The sequence below is a fragment of the Pseudomonas sp. XP1 genome, assembly GCF_053557675.1.
Map to the genome: position 1 here is coordinate 45,696 of NZ_JBNRIJ010000008.1, position 20,191 is coordinate 65,886.

Annotated in this window: 16 protein-coding genes; 2 read left to right on the plus strand and 14 right to left on the minus strand. The window is 63.0% G+C overall.

Translation table 11 applies throughout. The features are described from left to right. Nucleotides 1-5 precede the first annotated feature (5 nt). The 6 genes from hutI to hutC form a co-directional block, all read right to left on the minus strand. Nucleotides 6-1,211, minus strand: coding sequence for an imidazolonepropionase (gene hutI / locus ACK1U9_RS09765; RefSeq protein ID WP_108480217.1), 1,206 nt, complete (start codon nt 1,209-1,211; stop codon nt 6-8). Between the two features lie 16 nt (nt 1,212-1,227). Next, nucleotides 1,228-2,631 (minus strand): amino acid permease, encoded by a 1,404-nt coding sequence (locus ACK1U9_RS09770; RefSeq protein WP_085599840.1) that lies wholly within the window; start codon nt 2,629-2,631, stop codon nt 1,228-1,230. Between the two features lie 152 nt (nt 2,632-2,783). After that, nucleotides 2,784-4,316, minus strand: coding sequence for a histidine ammonia-lyase (gene hutH / locus ACK1U9_RS09775; RefSeq protein ID WP_003259868.1), 1,533 nt, complete (start codon nt 4,314-4,316; stop codon nt 2,784-2,786). Between the two features lie 107 nt (nt 4,317-4,423). Continuing rightward, complete coding sequence (gene hutU / locus ACK1U9_RS09780; RefSeq protein ID WP_039612503.1) at nt 4,424-6,097, minus strand: urocanate hydratase; 1,674 nt, start codon at nt 6,095-6,097, stop codon at nt 4,424-4,426. Nucleotides 6,098-6,340: 243 nt separating this feature from the next. After that, on the minus strand, nt 6,341-6,913 hold the full coding sequence (locus ACK1U9_RS09785; RefSeq protein WP_046613474.1) for a HutD/Ves family protein: 573 nt from the start codon (nt 6,911-6,913) through the stop codon (nt 6,341-6,343). Beyond that, nucleotides 6,910-7,620: a histidine utilization repressor gene (gene hutC / locus ACK1U9_RS09790; protein WP_449109872.1), complete on the minus strand. Its 711-nt coding sequence runs from the start codon at nt 7,618-7,620 to the stop codon at nt 6,910-6,912. The genes ACK1U9_RS09785 and hutC overlap by 4 nt, the downstream gene beginning before the upstream one ends. Nucleotides 7,621-7,765: 145 nt before the next feature. On the opposite strand from hutC, the gene ACK1U9_RS09795 reads away from it, so the two are divergent. Next, nucleotides 7,766-9,130, plus strand: a complete 1,365-nt coding sequence (locus ACK1U9_RS09795; RefSeq protein ID WP_108480220.1) for a formimidoylglutamate deiminase — start codon at nt 7,766-7,768, stop codon at nt 9,128-9,130. Between the two features lie 34 nt (nt 9,131-9,164). Here the strand turns inward: ACK1U9_RS09795 and ACK1U9_RS09800 are convergent, their stop codons facing one another. From ACK1U9_RS09800 to ACK1U9_RS09820, 5 genes are all read right to left on the minus strand, one after another. Continuing rightward, nucleotides 9,165-9,737, minus strand: coding sequence for a lipocalin family protein (locus ACK1U9_RS09800; RefSeq protein ID WP_046613480.1), 573 nt, complete (start codon nt 9,735-9,737; stop codon nt 9,165-9,167). Next, nucleotides 9,734-9,988 carry an outer membrane protein assembly factor BamE domain-containing protein gene (gene bamE, locus ACK1U9_RS09805; protein WP_003249234.1) on the minus strand — a complete coding sequence of 85 codons (255 nt, stop codon included), beginning with the start codon at nt 9,986-9,988 and terminating at the stop codon, nt 9,734-9,736. The genes ACK1U9_RS09800 and bamE overlap by 4 nt, the downstream gene beginning before the upstream one ends. A 296-nt stretch (nt 9,989-10,284) precedes the next feature. Continuing rightward, the gene (locus ACK1U9_RS09810) at nt 10,285-10,881 is read right to left on the minus strand and encodes a DUF924 family protein (protein ID WP_046613482.1); all 597 of its coding nucleotides are present in this window, start codon (nt 10,879-10,881) and stop codon (nt 10,285-10,287) included. A gap of 3 nt (nt 10,882-10,884) precedes the next feature. Beyond that, entirely contained in the window at nt 10,885-11,895 is a 1,011-nt protein-coding gene (locus ACK1U9_RS09815) for a class 1 fructose-bisphosphatase (protein ID WP_085599848.1), read from the minus strand. Nucleotides 11,896-12,144: 249 nt separating this feature from the next. Further along, complete coding sequence (locus tag ACK1U9_RS09820) at nt 12,145-14,595, minus strand: glycogen/starch/alpha-glucan phosphorylase (RefSeq protein ID WP_046613484.1); 2,451 nt, start codon at nt 14,593-14,595, stop codon at nt 12,145-12,147. Between the two features lie 185 nt (nt 14,596-14,780). Between ACK1U9_RS09820 and ACK1U9_RS09825 the strand changes: the two genes are divergently transcribed. Continuing rightward, nucleotides 14,781-15,185, plus strand: a complete 405-nt coding sequence (locus ACK1U9_RS09825) for a YkgJ family cysteine cluster protein (RefSeq protein WP_046613485.1) — start codon at nt 14,781-14,783, stop codon at nt 15,183-15,185. A 12-nt stretch (nt 15,186-15,197) separates the two neighbouring features. Here the strand turns inward: ACK1U9_RS09825 and ACK1U9_RS09830 are convergent, their stop codons facing one another. From ACK1U9_RS09830 to thiI, 3 genes are all read right to left on the minus strand, one after another. Beyond that, complete coding sequence (locus ACK1U9_RS09830; protein WP_322492349.1) at nt 15,198-16,619, minus strand: PhoPQ-activated pathogenicity-related family protein; 1,422 nt, start codon at nt 16,617-16,619, stop codon at nt 15,198-15,200. Nucleotides 16,620-16,804: 185 nt separating this feature from the next. After that, on the minus strand, nt 16,805-18,625 hold the full coding sequence (gene typA / locus ACK1U9_RS09835) for a translational GTPase TypA (protein ID WP_013974573.1): 1,821 nt from the start codon (nt 18,623-18,625) through the stop codon (nt 16,805-16,807). 127 nt (nt 18,626-18,752) lie between these two features. Beyond that, nucleotides 18,753-20,191, minus strand: a 1,439-nt coding sequence (thiI, locus tag ACK1U9_RS09840) for a tRNA uracil 4-sulfurtransferase ThiI (protein ID WP_449109856.1), incomplete at its 5' end; no start/stop codon positions are given.

Genomic DNA, 20,191 nt, shown 5'->3' on the forward strand with positions numbered 1-20,191 from the left:
CTCACTCAGTTGGAAATCTCGTGGCCCTTGCGCACCACGCGCTTGGGCAGGTCGCCGCCCAGCCAATAGGCCAGGTCGGCGGGGCGTTCGATCTGCCAGGCGACGAAGTCGGCGACCTTGCCCACTTCCAGCGAGCCGTGGCTGTCACCCAGGCCCAGCGCCGTGGCGGCGTGCACGGTGACACCGGCCAGGGCTTCCTCTGGAGTCATGCAGAAGCAGGTGCAGCCCATGTTCAGCATCAACCGCAGCGACAACCCTGGCGAGGTGCCGGGGTTAAGGTCGCTGGCCAGGGCAATCTTCACGCCGTGGTGGCGCAAGGCGTCCATCGGTGGCAGCTGGGTTTCGCGCAGGAAGTAGAACGCGCCCGGCAGCAGCACGGCGACCGTGCCGGCTTTTGCCATGGCTATGGCGTCTTCCTCGGTCATGAATTCCAGATGGTCGGCCGACAGCGCGTGGTAGCGCGCCGCCAGGCTGGAACCGTGCAGCGACGACAACTGTTCTGCGTGCAGCTTGACCGGCAAGCCCAGCTCGCGCGCCTTGATGAACAGCCGCTCGACCTGGGTCGGGGAGAACGCCAGGTGTTCACAGAAGGCATCCACTGCGTCCACCAGGCCTTCGGCGGCCAGGGCCGGCAGCATTTCGTCGCAGATGTGCGCGATGTAGTCGTCAGCCCGGCCCACGTATTCCGGCGGCAAGGCATGGGCTGCCAGGCAGGTGGCGCGCACCGCCAGCGGCAACTCGTCGGCCAGGCGCCGGGCCACGCGCAGCATCTTGCGCTCGTTGGCAAGGTCCAGGCCATAGCCGGACTTGATCTCCATGGTGGTCACGCCATCGCGCATCAGCGCCTGGACCCGCTGGCGGGCACTGGCGAACAGCTCGTCCTCGCTGGCAGCGCGGGTGGCCCGCACGGTGCTGGCGATGCCGCCGCCCTGTGCGGCGATTTCGGCATAGCTAACGCCCTGCAGGCGCTGCTCGAACTCGCCGCTGCGGTTGCCACCGAACACCGCGTGGGTGTGGCAGTCGATCAGCCCCGGGGTGACCCAGGCGCCGCCAAGGTCAACCGTACGCTCGGCCTCGACCGCCGCCAGCTCGACACGTGGGCCGATCCACTCGATCAGCCCGGCGTTGGTGACGATGGCCGCGTCCTCGATGGCCGAATAACGACCCCCGACCATGGTTGCTACATGGCAGTGCTGCCAGACGGTTCTCATACATTGACTCCTGTACTTAGCGGTGCAGCTCGGCCGGTTCCGCTACCGGTTCGCCTTGCCCTGCGCGCGGCTTGCACCACAGCAGGTAGGACGCCACCAGGAACACCACCCAGACCACGCCGACGAGCAATGCCGCCTGGGTATCCGGGAAGTAACCGAGCACGCCAAAGATGAACACCATGAACGCAATGGCCATGGCCGGGCCGTAAGGCCAGAACGGTACCGGGAACTGCAGCTGGGCCACTTGTTCACTGCTCATGCTGCGGCGCATGGCCACTTGGGTGAGCAGGATCATCAGCCACACCCACACGGTGGCGAAGGTGGCGATCGATGCGATCAGCAGGAACACATTTTCCGGGATCAGGTAGTTGAGCAGCACGCCGATCAGCAACGCAGCCCCCATCACCACCACGGTCATCCACGGCACGCCATGCTTCGACAGCTTGCTGAAACCGCGCGGTGCATGGCCTTGCTGGGCCAGGCCGTACATCATGCGGCCGGCGCCGAAGATGTCGCTGTTGATGGCCGAGATCGCTGCGGAAATCACCACGATGTTCAGCACGGCGGCGGCAGAGCCGATGCCCAGGTTACTGAAGATCTGCACGAACGGGCTGCCCTGGCTGCCGATCTGCGGCCATGGGAACAGGCACATCAGCACGAACAGGGTGAGCACGTAGAACAGCAGGATGCGCAGGGGCACGGCGTTGATCGCCTTGGGGATGACCCGTTGCGGGTCCTTGGCCTCACCAGCGGTGACGCCGATGATCTCGATGCCGCCGAACGCGAACATCACCACTGCAAAGGAGGCAATCAGGCCACCCACGCCATTGGGCATGAAGCCGCCGTGCTCGAACAGGTTGCTGACACCCACGGCCTGCCCGGTGCCTACCTGACTGAAGCCGAAGGCCATGATGCCGAGGCCGGCCAGGATCATCGCCACGATGGCGCCGACCTTGAGCAGCGACAGCCAGAATTCCATTTCGCCAAAGACCTTGACGTTGCACAGGTTGAGGCCGCCGATCAGGAAGACGATGCCCAGCACCCAGATCCAGCGGGCCACTTCCGGGAACCAGAAGCCCATGTAGATACCGAAGGCGGTGACATCGGCGATGGCGACGATGACCATCTCGAAGGCGTAGGTCCAGCCGAGGATGAAGCCGGCCATGGGGCCGAGGTAGGTGCTTGCATAGTGGCCGAACGAGCCGGCGACCGGGTTGTGCACGGCCATTTCGCCGAGGGCGCGCATGACCATGAATACGGCGGCGCCGCCGATCAGGTAGGCCAGCAACACGGCCGGGCCGGCCATCTGGATGGCCGAGGCGGAACCGTAGAACAGCCCGGTGCCGATGGCGGAGCCGAGGGCCATGAAACGGATGTGGCGGGCACTTAGCCCGCGTTTTAGACCTTGAGCTTGTTGCATGTCACGTCCTTAAATTGTTTTTGTGGTCGTGAGATCGAGGGGGCTGCCTTGCAGCCCTTTCGCAGCACAAGGCTGCTCCTACAAGGGAGCGCGTCGCCTTTGCAGGAGCAGCCTTGCGCTGCGAATGGGCCGCAGAGCGGCCCCTGGGGGCATTACAGGCTTGGCAGCACACCAGCCGGCAGCAGGCCGGTCAGGCGACCCTTGGCCAACAGTTCCACGGCCTTTTCGATGTCGGGCGCGAAGAAACGGTCACGGTCGTAGTGCGGCACTTCGCTGCGCAGCGCCTGGCGCGCCTGCTCCAGCTTGGCCGAGGTCTTCAGGCCCTTGCGCAGGTCCAGACCCTGGCAGGCGCCCAGCCATTCGATGGCCAGCACGCCACGGGTGTTTTCGGCCATTTCCCACAGACGCTTGCCGGCAGCCGGGGCCATCGACACGTGGTCTTCCTGGTTGGCCGAGGTCGGCAGGCTGTCCACACTGTGCGGGTGCGACAGGGCCTTGTTCTCGCTGGCCAGGGCAGCAGCGGTGACCTGGGCGATCATGAAGCCGGAGTTGACCCCGCCGTTCTCCACCAGGAACGGCGGCAGCTGGGACATGTGCTTGTCCATCATCAGCGAGATACGGCGCTCGCTGAGCGAACCGATTTCGGCAATCGCCAGCGCGATGTTGTCGGCGGCCATTGCCACCGGCTCGGCGTGGAAGTTACCGCCGGAAATCACATCACCTTCGGCAGCGAACACCAGTGGGTTGTCCGACACGGCGTTGGCCTCGATGCCCAGAACCTCGGCGGCCTGGCGCAACTGGGTCAGGCAGGCGCCCATGACCTGCGGCTGGCAGCGCAGCGAGTACGGGTCCTGGACCTTGTCACAGTTCTTGTGCGACAGCGACACTTCGCTGGAGTCACCCAGCAGGTCACGGAAGCAGGCAGCAGTGTCGATCTGGCCACGCTGGCCGCGCACTTCGTGGATGCGCGCATCGAACGGCGAGCGCGAGCCCAGTGCGGCTTCGACGCTCAGGCCGCCACAGGCGATGGCAGCGGCGTACAGGTCTTCGCCCTGGAACAGGCCACGCAGGGCATAGGCGGTGGACGCCTGGGTGCCGTTGAGCAGGGCCAGGCCCTCCTTGGCGGCCAGCGTCAGCGGCTCGAGGCCGGCCACGGCCAGGGCTTCGGTGGCTGGCAGCCACTGGCCCTTGTAGCGGGCCTTGCCTTCACCCAGCAGCACCAGCGACATGTGCGCCAGCGGGGCGAGGTCACCGGAAGCGCCCACCGAACCCTTCAGCGGGATGTGCGGGTAGACTTCGGCGTTGACCAGGGCGATCAGCGCGTCGATGACTTTGCGACGGATACCGGAGAAGCCACGGCTGAGGCTGTTGATCTTCAGCACCATGATCAGCCGCACCAGGTCGTCATCCAGCGGCGCGCCGACACCGGCGGCGTGGGACAGCACCAGCGAGCGCTGCAGGTTTTCCAAATCATGGCTGGCGATGCGGGTCGAGGCCAGCAGGCCGAAACCGGTGTTGATGCCGTAGGCAGTACGGTCTTCGGCAATGATCTGCTCGACGCAGGCAACGCTGGCGTCGATGGCTGGCGCGGCGCTGGCGTCCAGTTGCAGGCGCACGGGCGCGGCATGGATGGCGCGCAGTTGGGCCAGGGTCAGGGTGCCGGGCTTGAGGGTCAATTCGGTCACTTCACTACTCCAATCGCGTGGAGCCGCAGGCCCGTTTGCAGGTGCCTGCGTGCTCCTTCTTGTTGTTCAGTATCACCCCTGGCGGGGTGCGATCCAAAGCGTGGCGATCAGCCAGTGATCATCGGCAGGTCCAGGCCCTGCTCCTTGGCGCACTCGATGGCGATGTCGTAACCGGCATCGGCATGACGCATTACACCGGTCCCTGGGTCGTTGGTCAGCACGCGCGCGATACGCGCGGCGGCTTCATCGGTACCGTCGCAGACGATGACCATGCCCGAATGCTGGGAGAAGCCCATGCCCACGCCACCACCGTGGTGCAGCGAAACCCAGGTAGCACCGCCGGCGGTGTTCAGCAGGGCGTTGAGCAGCGGCCAGTCGGAGACAGCGTCGGAACCGTCGCGCATGGCTTCGGTTTCACGGTTGGGGCTGGACACCGAACCGGAGTCCAGGTGGTCACGACCGATCACGATCGGTGCCGACAGCTCGCCGCTGCGTACCATTTCGTTGAACGCCAGGCCCAGCTTGGCGCGCAGGCCCAGACCCACCCAGCAGATACGTGCCGGCAGGCCCTGGAAGCTGATGCGCTCGCGGGCCATGTCCAGCCAGCGGTGCAGATGGGCGTCGTCGGGGATCAGTTCCTTGACCTTCGCGTCGGTCTTGTAGATATCTTCGGCATCACCTGACAGCGCCGCCCAGCGGAACGGGCCGATGCCGCGGCAGAACAGCGGGCGGATGTAGGCCGGTACAAAGCCCGGGAAATCGAAGGCATTGGCCACGCCTTCTTCCTTGGCCATCTGGCGGATGTTGTTGCCGTAGTCGAAGGTCGGCACACCCTGCTTCTGGAAATCGAGCATGGCTTGCACGTGCACGGCCATAGACTGCTTGGCGGCCTTGACCACTGCAGCCGGCTCGGTCTGCGCGCGGTCACGGTATTGTTCCCAGGTCCAGCCGGCCGGCAGGTAGCCGTTCAGTGGGTCGTGGGCGCTGGTCTGGTCGGTGACCATGTCCGGGCGCACGCCACGCTTGACCAGCTCCGGCAGGATTTCGGCAGCGTTGCCGTGCAGGGCGATGGAGATGGCCTTGCCTTCGGCGGTGTACTTGGCGATGCGTGCCAAGGCGTCGTCGAGGTCAGTGGCCTGCTCGTCGACGTAACGGGTTTCCAGGCGGAAGTCGATGCGGCTCTGCTGGCATTCGATGTTCAGCGAGCAGGCACCGGCCAGGGTGGCGGCCAGTGGCTGGGCGCCGCCCATGCCGCCCAGGCCGGCGGTCAGTACCCACTTGCCTTTCAGGCTGCCACCGTAATGCTGGCGACCGGCTTCGACGAAGGTTTCGTAGGTGCCCTGGACGATGCCCTGGCTGCCGATGTAGATCCAGCTGCCGGCAGTCATCTGGCCGTACATGGCCAGGCCCTTGGCGTCCAGTTCGTTGAAGTGTTCCCAGTTGGCCCAGTGCGGCACCAGGTTGGAGTTGGCGATCAATACGCGCGGGGCGTTGCTGTGGGTCTTGAACACGCCGACCGGCTTGCCCGACTGCACCAGCAGGGTTTCGTCGTCTTCCAGCCGGGTCAGGGTCTCGACGATCTTGTCGTAGCACGCCCAGTTACGGGCAGCGCGGCCGATACCGCCGTACACCACCAGTTCTTTCGGGTTTTCCGCGACCTGTGGATCGAGGTTGTTCATCAGCATGCGCAGTGGCGCTTCGGTCAGCCAGCTTTTGGCGGTCAGCTTGTTGCCACGTGGGGCACGGATTTCAACGTCACGGTATTTGTTGTTGTCGGTCACGGGAAAGGTCCTCTGCGGTCGTCCGCGGGCGGGTATGTCGTGGTAGATATACAAACACACCTTTACTTGTATGTACAAGCATGGACAACCAAAATAGTTGGACCTTTCCGCTGAGCGGTGCGGAAAACCAAGGGGCCGCTGCGCGACCCATTCGCAGCACAAGGCTGCTCCTACAAGGGTTTGCGTTCCCCTGCAGGAGCAGCCTTGTGCTACGAATGGGCTGCGCAGCAGCCCCCGGCTATCTCAACGTGAAACGAGTTCGATCAGGCAGAACCGCCCCTGCACATCCAACCCCAACAACTGGTCATTGCCCTCCAAGCGCAGGCAGTCATACAACCCCAAGCGCTGCGTCTCACCCCCGGCGATGCCAACCTCGACCTGGCTGCTGGCAGCGAACAGCAACAGCGTCGACGCCGAGCTGTACAAGCGGCTGGTGCCATCGAACCACTGCAACCGCGCCCGGTAGCGCTGCGGTGCATAGATCAGGTTGAAATCCCGGATCGCCCCGCCCAGCAGCTTGCAGCTAACCTGGCTCTCTCCACTGAAGGCGAAGGCATCGAACGGCAGCAATGGCCTGCTGGCCTGGCCGTCGACCAGCAGGCGCATGCCGTCACCCTGCAGAACGGTGATGATCCGCTGGTAGCCGGCGAAGGTCGAAAACCCGCCCGACTCCTCGATATCGGCAATCGACAGGCGCCAGCCAAAGCCTTCCAGGCCTTCGCCACTGTCGCGGGTGATCTCTTCGGTGAAACCGCCACCGTTCTTCCACGGCATGCGCGGGTAGCCCTGCGCACGCAACAACTGCAGCTGGCTCATTTACTGAAACGTCCTTCCAGGCGATGACGGGAACCGGGGTGGATCAGCCGCGCGGCGGTCACCGGCTGGCGGCCGGACCAGGTGCGACGGCGGATCAGCAGGCAGGGCTCGCCCCGCTCGATCTGCAACAGGCGGCATTCTTCCGGCTCGGCCAGGATTGCCTCGACCACGTGCTCACCCTCGGTCAGCGGCGCCACCTGCGACAGGTAGGCGTAAGGCGTCTGCCGGGTGAAGTCCTGCTTGAGGTAGTCGGGGGCAATCGCCGCATTGACGTAGCGGTCCTCGATCTGCACCGGCACGCCGTTCTCGAAATGCACGATCAGCGAGTGGAACACCCGCTGGCCTTCGCGCATGTCCAGGGCCAGGGCCCGCTCGGAACCGGCCGCTTCCTCGGTGAGGGTGATTACCTGGCAGCTATGCTGGTGGCCACGCGCGGCAATTTCGTCGGCGATGTTGTTGACCTCGAACAGCGCCGAACGCCCCTTGGGCTCGGCAACGAAGGTACCGACCCCTTGCATGCGCACCAGCAGGCCTTCGGCGGTAAGTTCGCGCAGGGCGCGGTTGATGGTCATGCGGCTGAAGCCCAGCTGGCTGACCAATTCGCTCTCCGAGGGTAGCCGGTGATGCGGTGGCCAGCTGCCGTTGTCGATCTGCTGGATGATCATCTGTTTGACCCGGGCGTACAGCGGAGCCGGGCCCTCGCCCATCTGGGCAACCAGCGCGGAGACAGGAGGTGTCGGCACGGCGTTGGATCCTTGTGCAAATGGAATGAGCGGTAGCTTGCCGCAGTTTACCCGGCAGGCAAACGCCTGTATATGTATATACAAGTTAACAATAACAGGATTTTCACCAATGTCCGCCTACTTCGCCGAACGCGCCCTGCTGCCTACGGGTTGGGCCAGCCATGTCCGCATCGAGGTTACCAGTGATGGCCAGCTGGCCCGCATCGAACCAGGTGCCTCGGGCGAGGGCGCCGAGCGGCTGGCCGGCCCGCTGCTGCCCGGCATGCCCAACCTGCACTCGCATGCCTTCCAGCGCGCAATGGCAGGGCTGGCGGAAGTCGCCGGCAACCCCAACGACAGTTTCTGGACCTGGCGCGACCTGATGTATCGCCTGGTCGGCCAGATCAGCCCAGAGCAGCTACAGGTCATCGCCCGCCAGCTGTACATCGAGATGCTCAAGGCCGGCTACACCTCGGTCGCCGAGTTCCACTACGTGCACCATGACCAGGCCGGCAAGGCCTACGCCGACCCGGCCGAACTGTCCCGCCGCATCAGCGCAGCTGCTGCCGACAGCGGCATTGGCCTGACCTTGCTACCGGTACTGTACAGCCACGCAGGCTTCGGTGGCCAAGCCCCGAACGACGGGCAACGGCGCTTTATCAACTCCACCGAACAATACCTGCAACTGCAAGCGCAGCTGGCCCCACTGCTGGCCGCACAACCTGCGCAGCAACTGGGTTTGTGCTTCCATTCGCTGCGCGCTGTGACGCCCGGGCAGATCGCAGAAGTGCTGGCAGCCAGCGACAAGCAGTGCCCGGTGCATATCCATATCGCCGAGCAGCAGAAGGAAGTCGACGACTGCCTGGCCTGGAGCGGCCTGCGTCCGCTGCAGTGGCTGTACGAGCACGTGGACGTGGACCCACGCTGGTGCCTGGTGCATGCAACCCATGCCGAGCCGGATGAAGTCACCGCCATGGCCCGCAGCGGCGCGGTTGCGGGGCTGTGCCTGACCACCGAGGCCAACCTTGGCGACGGGATTTTCCCGGCAGTGGACTACCTGGCGCAGGGTGGGCGCATGGGCATTGGTTCAGACAGCCATGTGTCGCTGAGCGTGGTGGAGGAGCTGCGCTGGCTGGAATATGGCCAGCGGCTGCGCGACCAGCGGCGTAACCGCCTGTATCGCGGCGACCAGCCGATGGTCGGGCGCACGCTGTATGACGCTGCACTGGCGGGCGGCGCGCAGGCGCTGGGGCAGGCGGTCGGGGAACTGACCGTGGGCAACCGTGCCGACTGGCTGGTGCTCGATGGACAGGACCCTTACATCGCCATGGCCGATGGGGATGCGATTCTCAACCGCTGGCTGTTTGCCGGGGGCGATCGCCAGGTGCGGGATGTGATGGTGAATGGGCAGTGGGTGGTGCGCCAGGGGCGCCATGCACAGGAAGAGCAAAGCCGGTTGGCGTTTGCCAAAGTACTGCGGCAGCTTTTGGGCTGAGTGTATTGGGGCTGCTTTGCAGCCCCCCAGAAACTCAGTGCCTCTTGACGATCTGCTGGTCCGACGCACGCCAGATCAGCCGACTGGTGTCGTACCCCTGCTGCCGGGCCTTGGACATCAAGTTCTCGCGCTCCCAGGCCGGTAGCGTCGGCGTGCGCGACAGGATCCACAAGTGCTTGCGATCCGGGCTGCCGACCACCGCTGTGCGGTAGCGCTCATCCACATAAAGAATCCAGTACTCGCCCCTCGCCACCCCTGGCACCAGCTTGGTGAACCAATTGTCGAACTCGACCCACAACTTGTCGGTGTGCCCCGGCTCCTGGATGTTCGCATGTCCTTCGGCGCGCAGCCATTCGTCACCCATGGTGCGGCAGCGGTTGAGGACGCCGAGGCTACCATCGAGCCTGAGATTGTAGTGCGCTTCGGACTGCTCGCAGCCGGTCTGGTAGCGCATCGGCAGGCGTGCCAGCTCGTACCACTTGCCCTGATAGCGCTTGAGGTCGATGTTGCCCGCAGTTTTCGGTGCCAGCGGGTCGTGCACAGAGCCGGCACAGCCACCCAGCAGCAACGCCAGGCATACCCCCATCAGCAGATACAGGTGCCTCATTTGAGACCCTGCCCTGAATACATGAGCACCTTGTCAGCCGCGTACTGCACACTGATGAAGCTCTTCTCGTCCCCCCAGGTGCAACTGCTCATCCCCAGCGCGCCAGAGCACTCGGTCGGCGTGCCAAGCAGCTGCTCGACCTCGGCCTTGTTCATACCGGCCTTGATCTTGGAATAGTTTTCCTGATTGATCTTGCTGCAGGCAGTCAGGACGACGCACAGCGACAACAGGGCGAGGGAACGCAACGACATGAAGGACACTCCTGGAGAGGGGATACAGGCGAGTGGCCTGCAGTGACCTTCGACGGTAAAAACCCTCCCAGGTTCCCTGGTCACCCTCCTCTCCCCCTACGCCATTGGTCGGATGGCCACTACTGTGCGATTAATCACAAAGAATTATCCTGCTCAAACAAAAAAGGCCGCCCCTACACACAGTAGGAGCAGCCTCGTGCTGCGGAAGGGCCGGTAAGGCCAACAGGGATGCAAGGGCAGCAGGGGCCTCTTCGCAGCACAAGGCTGCGCCTACGAAGATCCCGCCAGCCCTGGAATCAGAACCTGGACCCAGGCTCCAGCAAAAAGTCCATCTCTTCGCTGGTACTCGGCCGCTCCAGCACCAGGTTGCGGTGCGGGAAGCGCCCGAAACGGGCTATTACGCGCTGGTGCTGCTCGGCGTAGTCGAGGAAGCCTTCGAACAACCTGCGGTTGGCTTCGGGCTGCTCGTCCAGCAGCACCTGGTAGCGCTCGACGCACAGGTTCTGCCAGTCCAGCACCTCGGCATGCTCCAGCACCAGCAGCACGAACACTCGCTGGATCGGCAGCAACTGGTAATCCCAGTTTTTCTGCAAACCCTGCATCGCCACCACCTGGGCACGCCGGTCGCCCTCGAAGGCGCGCGGCGTGTCGCGGTAGATCATGCGTGGCAGCTGGTCCAGCAGGATCAGCAGGCCCAACCAGCCCTGCGGGCTTTGCTGCCACTCGTCGAGCCCACCCGCCAGGGCGTGCTCGACCAGCTCGCCAAACAGCGCATGGGCCTCGGCATCATGATGCTTGCCGAACCATAGCGTGCTCTTCTCGTCAGCCACGGCCTGGGGACTGGTGCCCCAACCGAACCACCACTCCAGCAACGGCTGCCAAGGTGCGAGCATGACTTACTCCTTGTGGTAGGCGGTGACGCGCTCGACCTCTTCCTTCGAGCCGAGGATTACCGACACACGCTGGTGCAGGCTTTCTGGCTGAATGTCGAGGATGCGATCGTAACCGTTGGTGGAGGCGCCACCGGCCTGTTCGATGATGAAGGACATCGGGTTGGCTTCGTACATCAGGCGCAACTTGCCCGGTTTGCTCGGCTCGCGGGCGTCACGTGGGTACATGAACAGGCCGCCACGGGTCAGGATGCGATGTACGTCGGCCACCATCGAGGCGATCCAGCGCATGTTGTAGTTCTTCTTCAGCGGGCCGGTCTCGCCTGCCAGCAGTTCGCCCACGTAGCGCTGAACCGGGGCTTCCCAGTGGCGCTGGTTGGACATGTTGATGGCGAACTCTGCGGTGCTTTCCGGCACACGGATGTTTTCGTGAGTGAGGACGAAGCTGCCCAGTTCGCGGTCGAGGGTGAAGCCCTTGACGCCGTTGCCCAGGGTCAGGATCAGCATGGTCTGCGGGCCGTAGATGGCGTAACCGGCGGCGACCTGCTGGGTGCCTGGCTGCAGGAAGGCATTTTCGTTCAGGGTTTCGTTCTGGCTCAGGTATTCGTTAGGGCAACGCAGTACCGAGAAGATGGTGCCGACCGAAACGTTCACGTCGATGTTGGACGAGCCGTCCAACGGGTCGAAGACCAGCAGGTAGGCGCCTTTCGGGTACCGGCCCGGGATCTGGTAGGCGTTGTCCATTTCTTCGGAGGCCATGCCGGCCAGGTGGCCGCCCCACTCGTTGGCTTCCAGCAGGATATCGTTGGAAATCACGTCCAGTTTCTTCTGGACTTCGCCCTGCACGTTTTCAGTGCCCATGCTGCCCAGCACGCCACCAAGGGCACCTTTGGACACGTGATGGCTGATTTCCTTGCACGCACGCGCCACCACTTCGATCAGGAAGCGCAGATCGGCAGGGGTATTGTTGCTGCGGGTCTGCTCAATCAGATAGCGACTCAGGGTAACGCGGGACATGTATGGCTCCGAAAGGATTGGGGGATGAAAACCCCCGCAGTTTACAGGGAGAGTTGCGGGCTAGCGAGCAAAGAGACTCGACTTCAGCCCCTGAAGTTCAGCAAGCACCAAGCCGATGGTCGGTTGGGGCTGCTGTGCAGCCCATCGCCGGCAAGCCAGCTCCCACAGGGACTGCACATGGCTTGAGATCGATGCGGTCGAGGTAGGAGCTGGCTTGCCGGCGATGGGCCGCACAGCGGCCCCTTTTCCTCAATCCAGCGCCTTCCAGATCTCGCTGGCATACTCCCGAATGGTCCGGTCCGACGAGAACCAGCCCATCCGCGCGGTATTCAGCACCGCCATGCGCCACCATTCCTGCGGCGTGTGCCACAGCTCCTCTACCCTTCGCTGCGCATCCCAGTAGGCATCGAAATCGGCACACACCAAGAAGCGGTCATGAGCCACCAGCCCGTCGATCAGCGCGCTGTAGCGCGACGGGTCGTCCGACGAAAACACACCGCTGCGAATGGCCTGCAGCACGTCGTTCAGGCGACTGGACGCAGCAATCGCCGCACTGGCGCCAAAGTCCCCGTCACGCCGCCTGGCCTCCACCTGCTGCGCGGTGAGGCCGAAGATGAACATGTTTTCGGTACCCACCTGCTCGCTCATCTCGACATTGGCACCATCCAGGGTGCCGATGGTCAGCGCGCCATTCAGGCCGAACTTCATGTTGCTGGTGCCGGAAGCTTCGTAACCGGCGGTGGAAATCTGCTCGGAAAGGTCCGCCGCCGGGATGATGCTCTCGGCCAGGCTGACATTGTAGTTGGGCAGGAACACCACTTTCAGCAGGCCGCGCACGGTCGGGTCGTTGTTCACCACCCGGGCGATGTCGTTGGCCAGCTTGATGATCAGCTTGGCCTGGTGATAGCTGGCCGCAGCCTTGCCGGCGAAGATTTTCACCCGCGGCACCCAGTCGGTACCGGGGTCGTTGCGCATGGCCTGGTACAGCGCCACGGTGTGCAGCAGGTTGAGCAACTGGCGCTTGTATTCGTGAATGCGCTTGACCTGCACATCGAACAGCGCTTCGGGGTTCACCGTAACGCCAAGGCGGTCCTGGATGATGCTGGCGAGGGCACGCTTGCTGTGCAGGCGCTGCGCGGCGAACTGCTTGCGGAAGCCGCTCTTGTCGGCAAACGGCACCAGATTGGCCAGGCGCCCTTCCGGGTCGTCCAGCAGTTCAGGGCCCAGCGCCTCGACCAGCATGGCGGTCAGCTGCGGGTTGGACTGGTACAGCCAGCGGCGGAAGGTAATGCCATTGGTCTTGTTGTTGATCCGTTGCGGGTAGAGCTTGTGCAGCTCGGCGAACACCGTGCTCTTCATCAGCTTGCTGTGCAGCGCCGACACACCGTTGACGCTGTGCGAACCAAGGAACGCCAGGTTGCCCATGCGCACCCGACGACCGTTGTCTTCTTCGATCAGCGACACGGCCCGCAACACGTCGAAGTCGTGCAGGCCTTTCGCCCTCAGCGCGTCGATGTGGTAGGCGTTGATCAGGTAGATGATCTGCATGTGCCGCGGCAGCATGCGTTCCATCAGCGCCACCGGCCAGGTTTCCAGGGCTTCGGGCAGCAAGGTGTGGTTGGTGTAGGCCAAGGTGCCGACGGTCAGCTCCCAGGCGGTATCCCAGGGGATTTCATGCTGGTCGACCAGCAGGCGCATCAGCTCGGCCACGGCGATCGACGGGTGGGTGTCGTTGAGCTGGATGGCCGCCGCGTCCGGCAGGTTGAGCAAGTTCTCGTGCATGTTCAGGTGGCGGCGCAGCAGGTCCTGCAACGAAGCCGAGACGAAGAAGTACTCCTGGCGCAGGCGCAGTTCCTGGCCCGCCTCGGTGCTGTCAGCCGGGTACAGCACCCGCGAGATGCTTTCAGCCCGTGCCACCTCGGCCACCGCCCCCAGGTGGTCACCGGCATTGAAACGTTCCAGGTGCAGCTCTTCCAGCGCCCGCGCACGCCACAGGCGCAGGGTATTGACGCTGGCCCCGCGCCAACCGACCACCGGGGTGTCGTAGGCCACCGCCCGCACGGTCTCGCCCGGCCACCACACCTGGCGCTGCTGGCCGTGGGTGTCGTGCACCGTTTCGACGCTGCCGCCAAAGCTGATGGGGTAGATCACCTCGGCGCGCTCGAACTCCCAGGGGTTGCCGAAGTCCAGCCAGTTCTCGGTCTGCTCCTGCTGCCAGCCATCGACCATGGCCTGGCGAAAAAGCCCGTGCTCGTAGCGGATGCCATAGCCGTGAGCGGCAATGCCCAAGGTCGACATGCTCTCCATGAAGCACGCCGCCAGGCGGCCAAGGCCGCCGTTGCCCAGCGCGGCATCGGGCTCGAGCAGGCGGATGCGCTCCAGGTCCACGTCCAGCCCTTCCAGTGCGTCACGGGCAATGTCGAGCAGGCCCAGGTTGCTCAGGCTGTCGTACAGCAAGCGGCCGATGAGGAATTCGAGGGAAAGGTAATAGACCCGCTTCTGGCTGCGGCGATAAGCCTGGCGGGTGTGGTCCATCCAGTGATCGACCATGTGATCGCGCGCGGCCAGGGCGATGGCTTCGAACCAGTCGTGGTCGAAGGCGTGCTCCGGGTCCTTGCCGACCGCGTAGGTCAGCTTGTCCAGTACAGCGGCGCGAAATTCGGCCACCTCGGCGTCACGAGCTTTGGGTTCCTGGGACATGCGGCATCCTCGGGCAAGTTGACGAAAACGGAGGGAGACTGTTGAGCCTAGACCCTTCGACAGGGAGTGACAGTTACCGTTCGCAGTTTTCATGCCCACTCTGCGATTCCGGCAAAAGGTTGTTCATAAATTGAACAATTCCGGTATGATCGCGCGCCCCAAGACCGTGATACACCACCATAACGATGAAAACGACCCTGATCGCCGCAGCCGAAGTCGACCGCCTGGAGACCTGGCAGCGCTACACCAGCAACATGTGCCATGGCTGCCATTCGACCTGCTGCACCCTGCCGGTGGAGGTGAAGATCAAGGATCTGATCCGTATCGGCGTGGTCGACGAGTTCGAGAAAGACGAACCGCCGAAGAACATCGCCAAACGCCTGCAGAAGGACGGCATCATCGAACGCTTCAACCAGAAGTCGGGAATCTTCACCCTGACCCGGATGAGCAATGATGACTGCCTGTACCTGGATCGTAAAAGCCGGCTGTGCACCATTTATGACAAGCGGCCGGATACCTGCCGCAACCACCCCAAGGTCGGGCCGCGGCCAGGTTACTGTGCTTACAAGCCAAAGGTGGCCTCGCGCTAGACCAGCCTTCCACTACCCACCAGCGGGGAAGCTCTTGCACGCACCGCCATGATCCATCGGCGGATGCTCAGGATAAGTCTGCGGCAGCACGCTGACCGGGCTGGTGGCGATGAAGCCGTCAGCAAATTTCGCTTCGATGAACTGCGCCTGCCAGCCTACAGCCGGCGCGGTGTGCCGCAGTGTGAAGCTCTGCATGGGAGCGAGCGTCTCGGACTGGTAGCGCACACCGCAGGCATAGCGGAAGTCGCGGTCATGGCTGTTGCTCGCCGTCCACAGCTTCACCGCCACGGGCGGCTCAGAGAAGCCGACGCTCATCTGCCCGGCATGCCCGCTCGCCGATACCTGCACGCTTGGCAAAGGTGTGCCATCGCGCAAGCGCGTCAGCGCAGGCACCAAGGTGCTGACAACCGCCTGACGCACTCCACCATGGTCCGAATTGGGTAGCACCCTGAGGCTGGTCTGGCCTGGCAAGCGCTGCTGATAGTCAGTGACCGGGTCAGGGGCGAAGAAATCGTCACCGCTGGCGGACACCAGGTACTTGGGAATGGCCAGACGCTGCCCTTTTTCGTTCAGGTACTGCATCGGGTCCATCATCGCCATCAGCCGCTCGAATGCCGGCGTTCCCAGCTGTTGCAGGACACCGGCCTGCTGGTAGGAACCCAGTGCCAAGGGCCAGTGACCACCATAACGCTTGCGCAATCCGGCCAGCATGTCCGAAGTATCCGCGACGTCGATCACACTGGGCACGATGGCCATTACCCGCTCATCGGCCAATGCCGTGAGCCATGCGCTCCAGCCGCGTTTGGAGGCGCCAGTGATAATGAAGCGATCAACAGTGAGCCCTTGCTTTTCCAGCTCTTGCTCGGCCAGATCCATCGCCCGGCTTGCCGCCGCGGCCATCGGCACGTGCAGTGGCAATTCCGGCGCGGCGCCGCGTAGCGCATGCGCCCAGGTATGGGCCACGGCGTCATCCTCACGCAAGGGCTTCTCGTTATCGTTGAAGGTCACGTACTGATTGGGCACATCGCTGATCATGACCACGGCCATCCGTGTCTTGAGGGCGACTTCGCGTAATGCCTCGCGGGTATAGTCAGGAGTTTGCGCCGGCCCGAACCGCACACCGTTGTTCACAACCAGCAAGGCTTTGCCGGGCACGGCATTGTGTGGGATATGCAGCTCGACATCATGCTCCCAGCGGTGCGGCTCAACCACCGGGGCTGGCTCCCACACCTGGGAGACCATCTGCAAGCGACGGAACTCATAGCCAGGCTCGGAGGCTTGCTCTAGCAATACGGCTTCCAAGGGTGCCTGACGCACCTTGCCAATATGACACTGGACGACATCTTGCGGACGCGGGTTGGCACAGTCCTGCACGGCACAAGCCTGCAAGCCAGCCATCAGGCAAGGGATTGCCAACGCTAAACGATAATTCATGTGCATGCTTCCTGCTTCAAGAAAGCACTTCACGCTAGGCCTCACAACAAGCGCGCACAAGTCGCAAAAGGCCGTGAAAGATGCAACCTACATCCGCTTGAGATATCCCCTACAAGAACCCGATAAACAAAAACGCCCCCGACCTTTCGACCGGGGGCGTTCTCGTTTCAGCTCAAGCTAGACGATCAAGCCTTGGCTTTCTTGGCAGCGCGGGTACGCTCGCCTTCGTCCAGGATCTTCTTGCGCAGGCGGATCGACTTCGGAGTCACTTCGCACAGCTCGTCGTCCTGGATGAATTCCAGGGCCTGTTCCAGGGTGTGGCGAACCGGCGGTACCAGGGCGATGACTTCGTCTTTGCCCGAAGCACGCATGTTGTCGAGCTTCTTGCCCTTGGTCGGGTTCACGCCCAGGTCGTTGTCACGGCTGTTCAGACCGATGATCTGACCGTTGTAGATGTCCTGGCCGTGCTCGATGAACAGCTTGCCGCGAGCCTGCAGGGTTTCCAGCGAGTAGGTCAGCGCCTTGCCGGTCTCGATCGAAACCAGTACACCGTTCAGGCGGCCGGACATCTGGCCGGCTTTCATGGTGTCGTAGCGATCGAAGATCGAGGTCAGGATGCCGGCACCGTTGGTCAGGGTCAGGAACTGGTTACGGAAACCGATCAGGCCACGAGCAGGCACGTTGTACTCCAGACGTACACGGCCCTTGCCATCCGGCGCCATGTTGGTCAGGTCGCCCTTACGCAGGCCCATTTCTTCCATGACCTTGCCCTGAGATTCTTCAGGAATGTCGATGGTGACGTTCTCGAACGGCTCCTGCTTCACGCCGTTGACTTCACGAATGATCACTTCAGGGCGGCCTACAGCCATCTCGAAGCCTTCACGACGCATGGTTTCGATCAGAACCGACAGGTGCAGCTCACCACGGCCGGAAACCTTGAACTTGTCAGCCGAGTCGCCTTCTTCAACGCGCAGTGCAACGTTGTACAGCAGCTCTTTGTCCAGACGTTCCTTGATGTTGCGGCTGGTGACGAACTTGCCTTCCTTGCCGCAGAACGGCGAGTCGTTGACCTGGAAGGTCATCGAAACGGTCGGCTCGTCAACGGTCAGTGGCTTCATCGCCTCGACGTGGTTCATGTCGCACAGGGTGTCGGAGATGAACAGCTCGTCGAAACCGCTGATGCAGACGATGTCGCCAGCCTGGGCTTCTTCAACGTCGACGCGGTGCAGGCCGTGGTGGCCCATCAGCTTGAGGATACGGCCGTTACGCTTCTTGCCTTCGGTGTCGATGGCAACAACCGGGGTATTCGGCTTGATACGGCCACGGGCGATACGGCCAACGCCGATAACACCGAGGAAGCTGTTGTAGTCCAGAGCGGAGATCTGCATCTGGAACGGGCCATCGACGTCAACGTTCGGCGCCGGTACGTTGTCGACGATCGACTGGTACAGCGGGGTCATGTCTTCGGCCATGTCGGTGTGGTCCAGACCGGCGATGCCGTTCAGGGCCGAAGCGTAGACAACCTGGAAGTCCAGCTGATCATCGGTGGCACCGAGGTTGTCGAACAGGTCGAAGATCTGGTCCAGAACCCAGTCAGGACGCGCGCCAGGGCGGTCAACCTTGTTGATCACGACGATTGGCTTCAGGCCAGCTTCGAAAGCCTTCTTGGTCACGAAGCGGGTTTGCGGCATCGGGCCGTCCTGGGCATCGACCAGCAGCAGCACGGAGTCGACCATCGACATTACACGCTCAACCTCGCCACCGAAGTCGGCGTGGCCGGGGGTGTCGACGATGTTGATGTGGTAGCCGTTCCAGTTGATGGCGGTGTTTTTCGCCAGGATGGTAATGCCGCGCTCTTTTTCCTGGTCGTTGGAGTCCATCACGCGCTCGTCGTTGAGCTCGTTACGCTCCAGGGTGCCGGACTGGCGCAGGAGTTTGTCGACCAGGGTGGTTTTACCATGGTCAACGTGGGCGATGATGGCGATGTTACGCAGATTTTCGATCACAACTGTATCTCGATCAGAGGATTCGGTTGCCGCCAGTGTAGGCGGCGAATATGTACGGTTTGAGGCTCAGCGGGCCCGATGGTCGGGAGGGCGATGGCGGATGCTGCCGCCATACAGCCCTGGCGTCTTATGCCGGACGATAAACACGCACATTGGCATGTCCCTCACTGAGCAGGTGGTGTGCGTGCAGACGGCTCATCACACCTTTGTCGCAATACAGCAAGTACTGGCGGTTGGCATCCAAATGCTTGAACTTGCTGTTGATGGCATAGAACGGCATGGCCTGGACTTCGATACCGTCGAGCACCAGAGGTTCGTCTTCCTGGGCATCGGGGTGACGAATGTCGATGACGATCTGGCCGGGCAGCGCCTCGGTCACTTCCTCGATTTCGATGTCCTTGCCCAGTTCATCGATCACATGGTCGATGGATATCAGCCGGGCGCGTTCCAGTGCGCGCTCCAGCACGGCCATGTCGAACTGCTTCTCTTCATGCTCCATGCGGTGGCGCTTGGCGTGGGTGGTCGGGTTTACCGAGATCACGCCGCAGTATTCTGGCATGTGCTTGGCGAAGTCGGCAGTGCCGATCGCGTAGGCCTGATCGATGATGTCCTGCTTGTGGCTTGCCAGCAGCGGGCGCAGCACCAGCTTGTCGGTGGCCGAGTCGATGATCGACAGGTTCGGCAGGGTCTGGCTGGACACTTGGGAAATCGCCTCGCCGGTGACCAGGGCGTCGATCTCCAGGCGGTCGGCCATGTGCGCGGCACCGCGCAGCATCATGCGCTTCAGGGTCACACCCATGTAGCTGTTGTCGACCTTGTTGAGGATCTCGCCGACCACTTCCTCGAACGGCACGCTGATGAACAGCACGCGCTGGCTGCTGCCGAACTTCTTCCACAAGTAGTGGGCTACTTCCATCACGCCCAGCTCGTGGGCACGGCCGCCGAGGTTGAAGAAACAGAAGTGGGTCATCAGGCCACGGCGCATCATCTGGTAGGCCGCCACGGTGGAGTCGAAACCGCCGGACATCAGCACCAGGGTCTGCTCCAGGGCGCCCAGCGGGTAGCCGCCGATGCCTTGGTGCTGGTTGTGGATCACGTACAGACGCTGGTCGCGGATTTCGATGCGCACCAGCACTTCCGGGTTCTTCAGCTCGATGCCGGCGGCGCCGCACTGCTGGCGCAGCTGGCTGCCGACGTAACGGTCGACGTCCATCGAGGTGAAGTCGTGGTGGCCGCCGCGCTTGCAGCGCACGGCGAAATGCTTGCCGGCCAGCAGGTGGCCGAAGTGCTGCTTGCACTTGGCGACGATGTCATCGAAGTCGCCGAGCGGGTATTCCTCTACCTGCAGGAAGTGGGTGATACCGGGGGTGCAGGTCAGGCGCTCGATCATTTCGCGCTGGACTTTTTCGTCTTCGACGCGGGTGACCACTTCGAGATTGTCCCAGACACCATCGACCACGAGCTCAGGGTCGAGGTCCTTGAGCACGTTGCGGATGTTCTTGCCGAGCTGGCGGATGAAGCGCTTGCGCACCGGCCGGCTCTTGATGGTGATTTCTGGGAAGACTT

What these genes read in the sequence shown, in the direction of transcription:
- ACK1U9_RS09810 (WP_046613482.1), bottom strand. Translation starts at nt 10,881, where the DNA reads ATGCTCGCACCTTGGCAGCCGTTGCTGGAGTGGTGGTTCGGTTGGGGC.
- ACK1U9_RS09800 (WP_046613480.1), bottom strand. Translation starts at nt 9,737, where the DNA reads ATGAGGCACCTGTATCTGCTGATGGGGGTATGCCTGGCGTTGCTGCTG.
- ACK1U9_RS09820 (WP_046613484.1), bottom strand. Translation starts at nt 14,595, where the DNA reads ATGTCCCAGGAACCCAAAGCTCGTGACGCCGAGGTGGCCGAATTTCGC.
- hutI (WP_108480217.1), bottom strand. Translation starts at nt 1,211, where the DNA reads ATGAGAACCGTCTGGCAGCACTGCCATGTAGCAACCATGGTCGGGGGT.
- ACK1U9_RS09815 (WP_085599848.1), bottom strand. Translation starts at nt 11,895, where the DNA reads ATGTCCCGCGTTACCCTGAGTCGCTATCTGATTGAGCAGACCCGCAGC.
- ACK1U9_RS09795 (WP_108480220.1), top strand. Translation starts at nt 7,766, where the DNA reads ATGTCCGCCTACTTCGCCGAACGCGCCCTGCTGCCTACGGGTTGGGCC.
- ACK1U9_RS09785 (WP_046613474.1), bottom strand. Translation starts at nt 6,913, where the DNA reads ATGAGCCAGCTGCAGTTGTTGCGTGCGCAGGGCTACCCGCGCATGCCG.
- ACK1U9_RS09770 (WP_085599840.1), bottom strand. Translation starts at nt 2,631, where the DNA reads ATGCAACAAGCTCAAGGTCTAAAACGCGGGCTAAGTGCCCGCCACATC.
- hutC (WP_449109872.1), bottom strand. Translation starts at nt 7,620, where the DNA reads ATGGGCGAGGGCCCGGCTCCGCTGTACGCCCGGGTCAAACAGATGATC.
- ACK1U9_RS09830 (WP_322492349.1), bottom strand. Translation starts at nt 16,619, where the DNA reads ATGAATTATCGTTTAGCGTTGGCAATCCCTTGCCTGATGGCTGGCTTG.
- ACK1U9_RS09825 (WP_046613485.1), top strand. Translation starts at nt 14,781, where the DNA reads ATGAAAACGACCCTGATCGCCGCAGCCGAAGTCGACCGCCTGGAGACC.
- bamE (WP_003249234.1), bottom strand. Translation starts at nt 9,988, where the DNA reads ATGTCGTTGCGTTCCCTCGCCCTGTTGTCGCTGTGCGTCGTCCTGACT.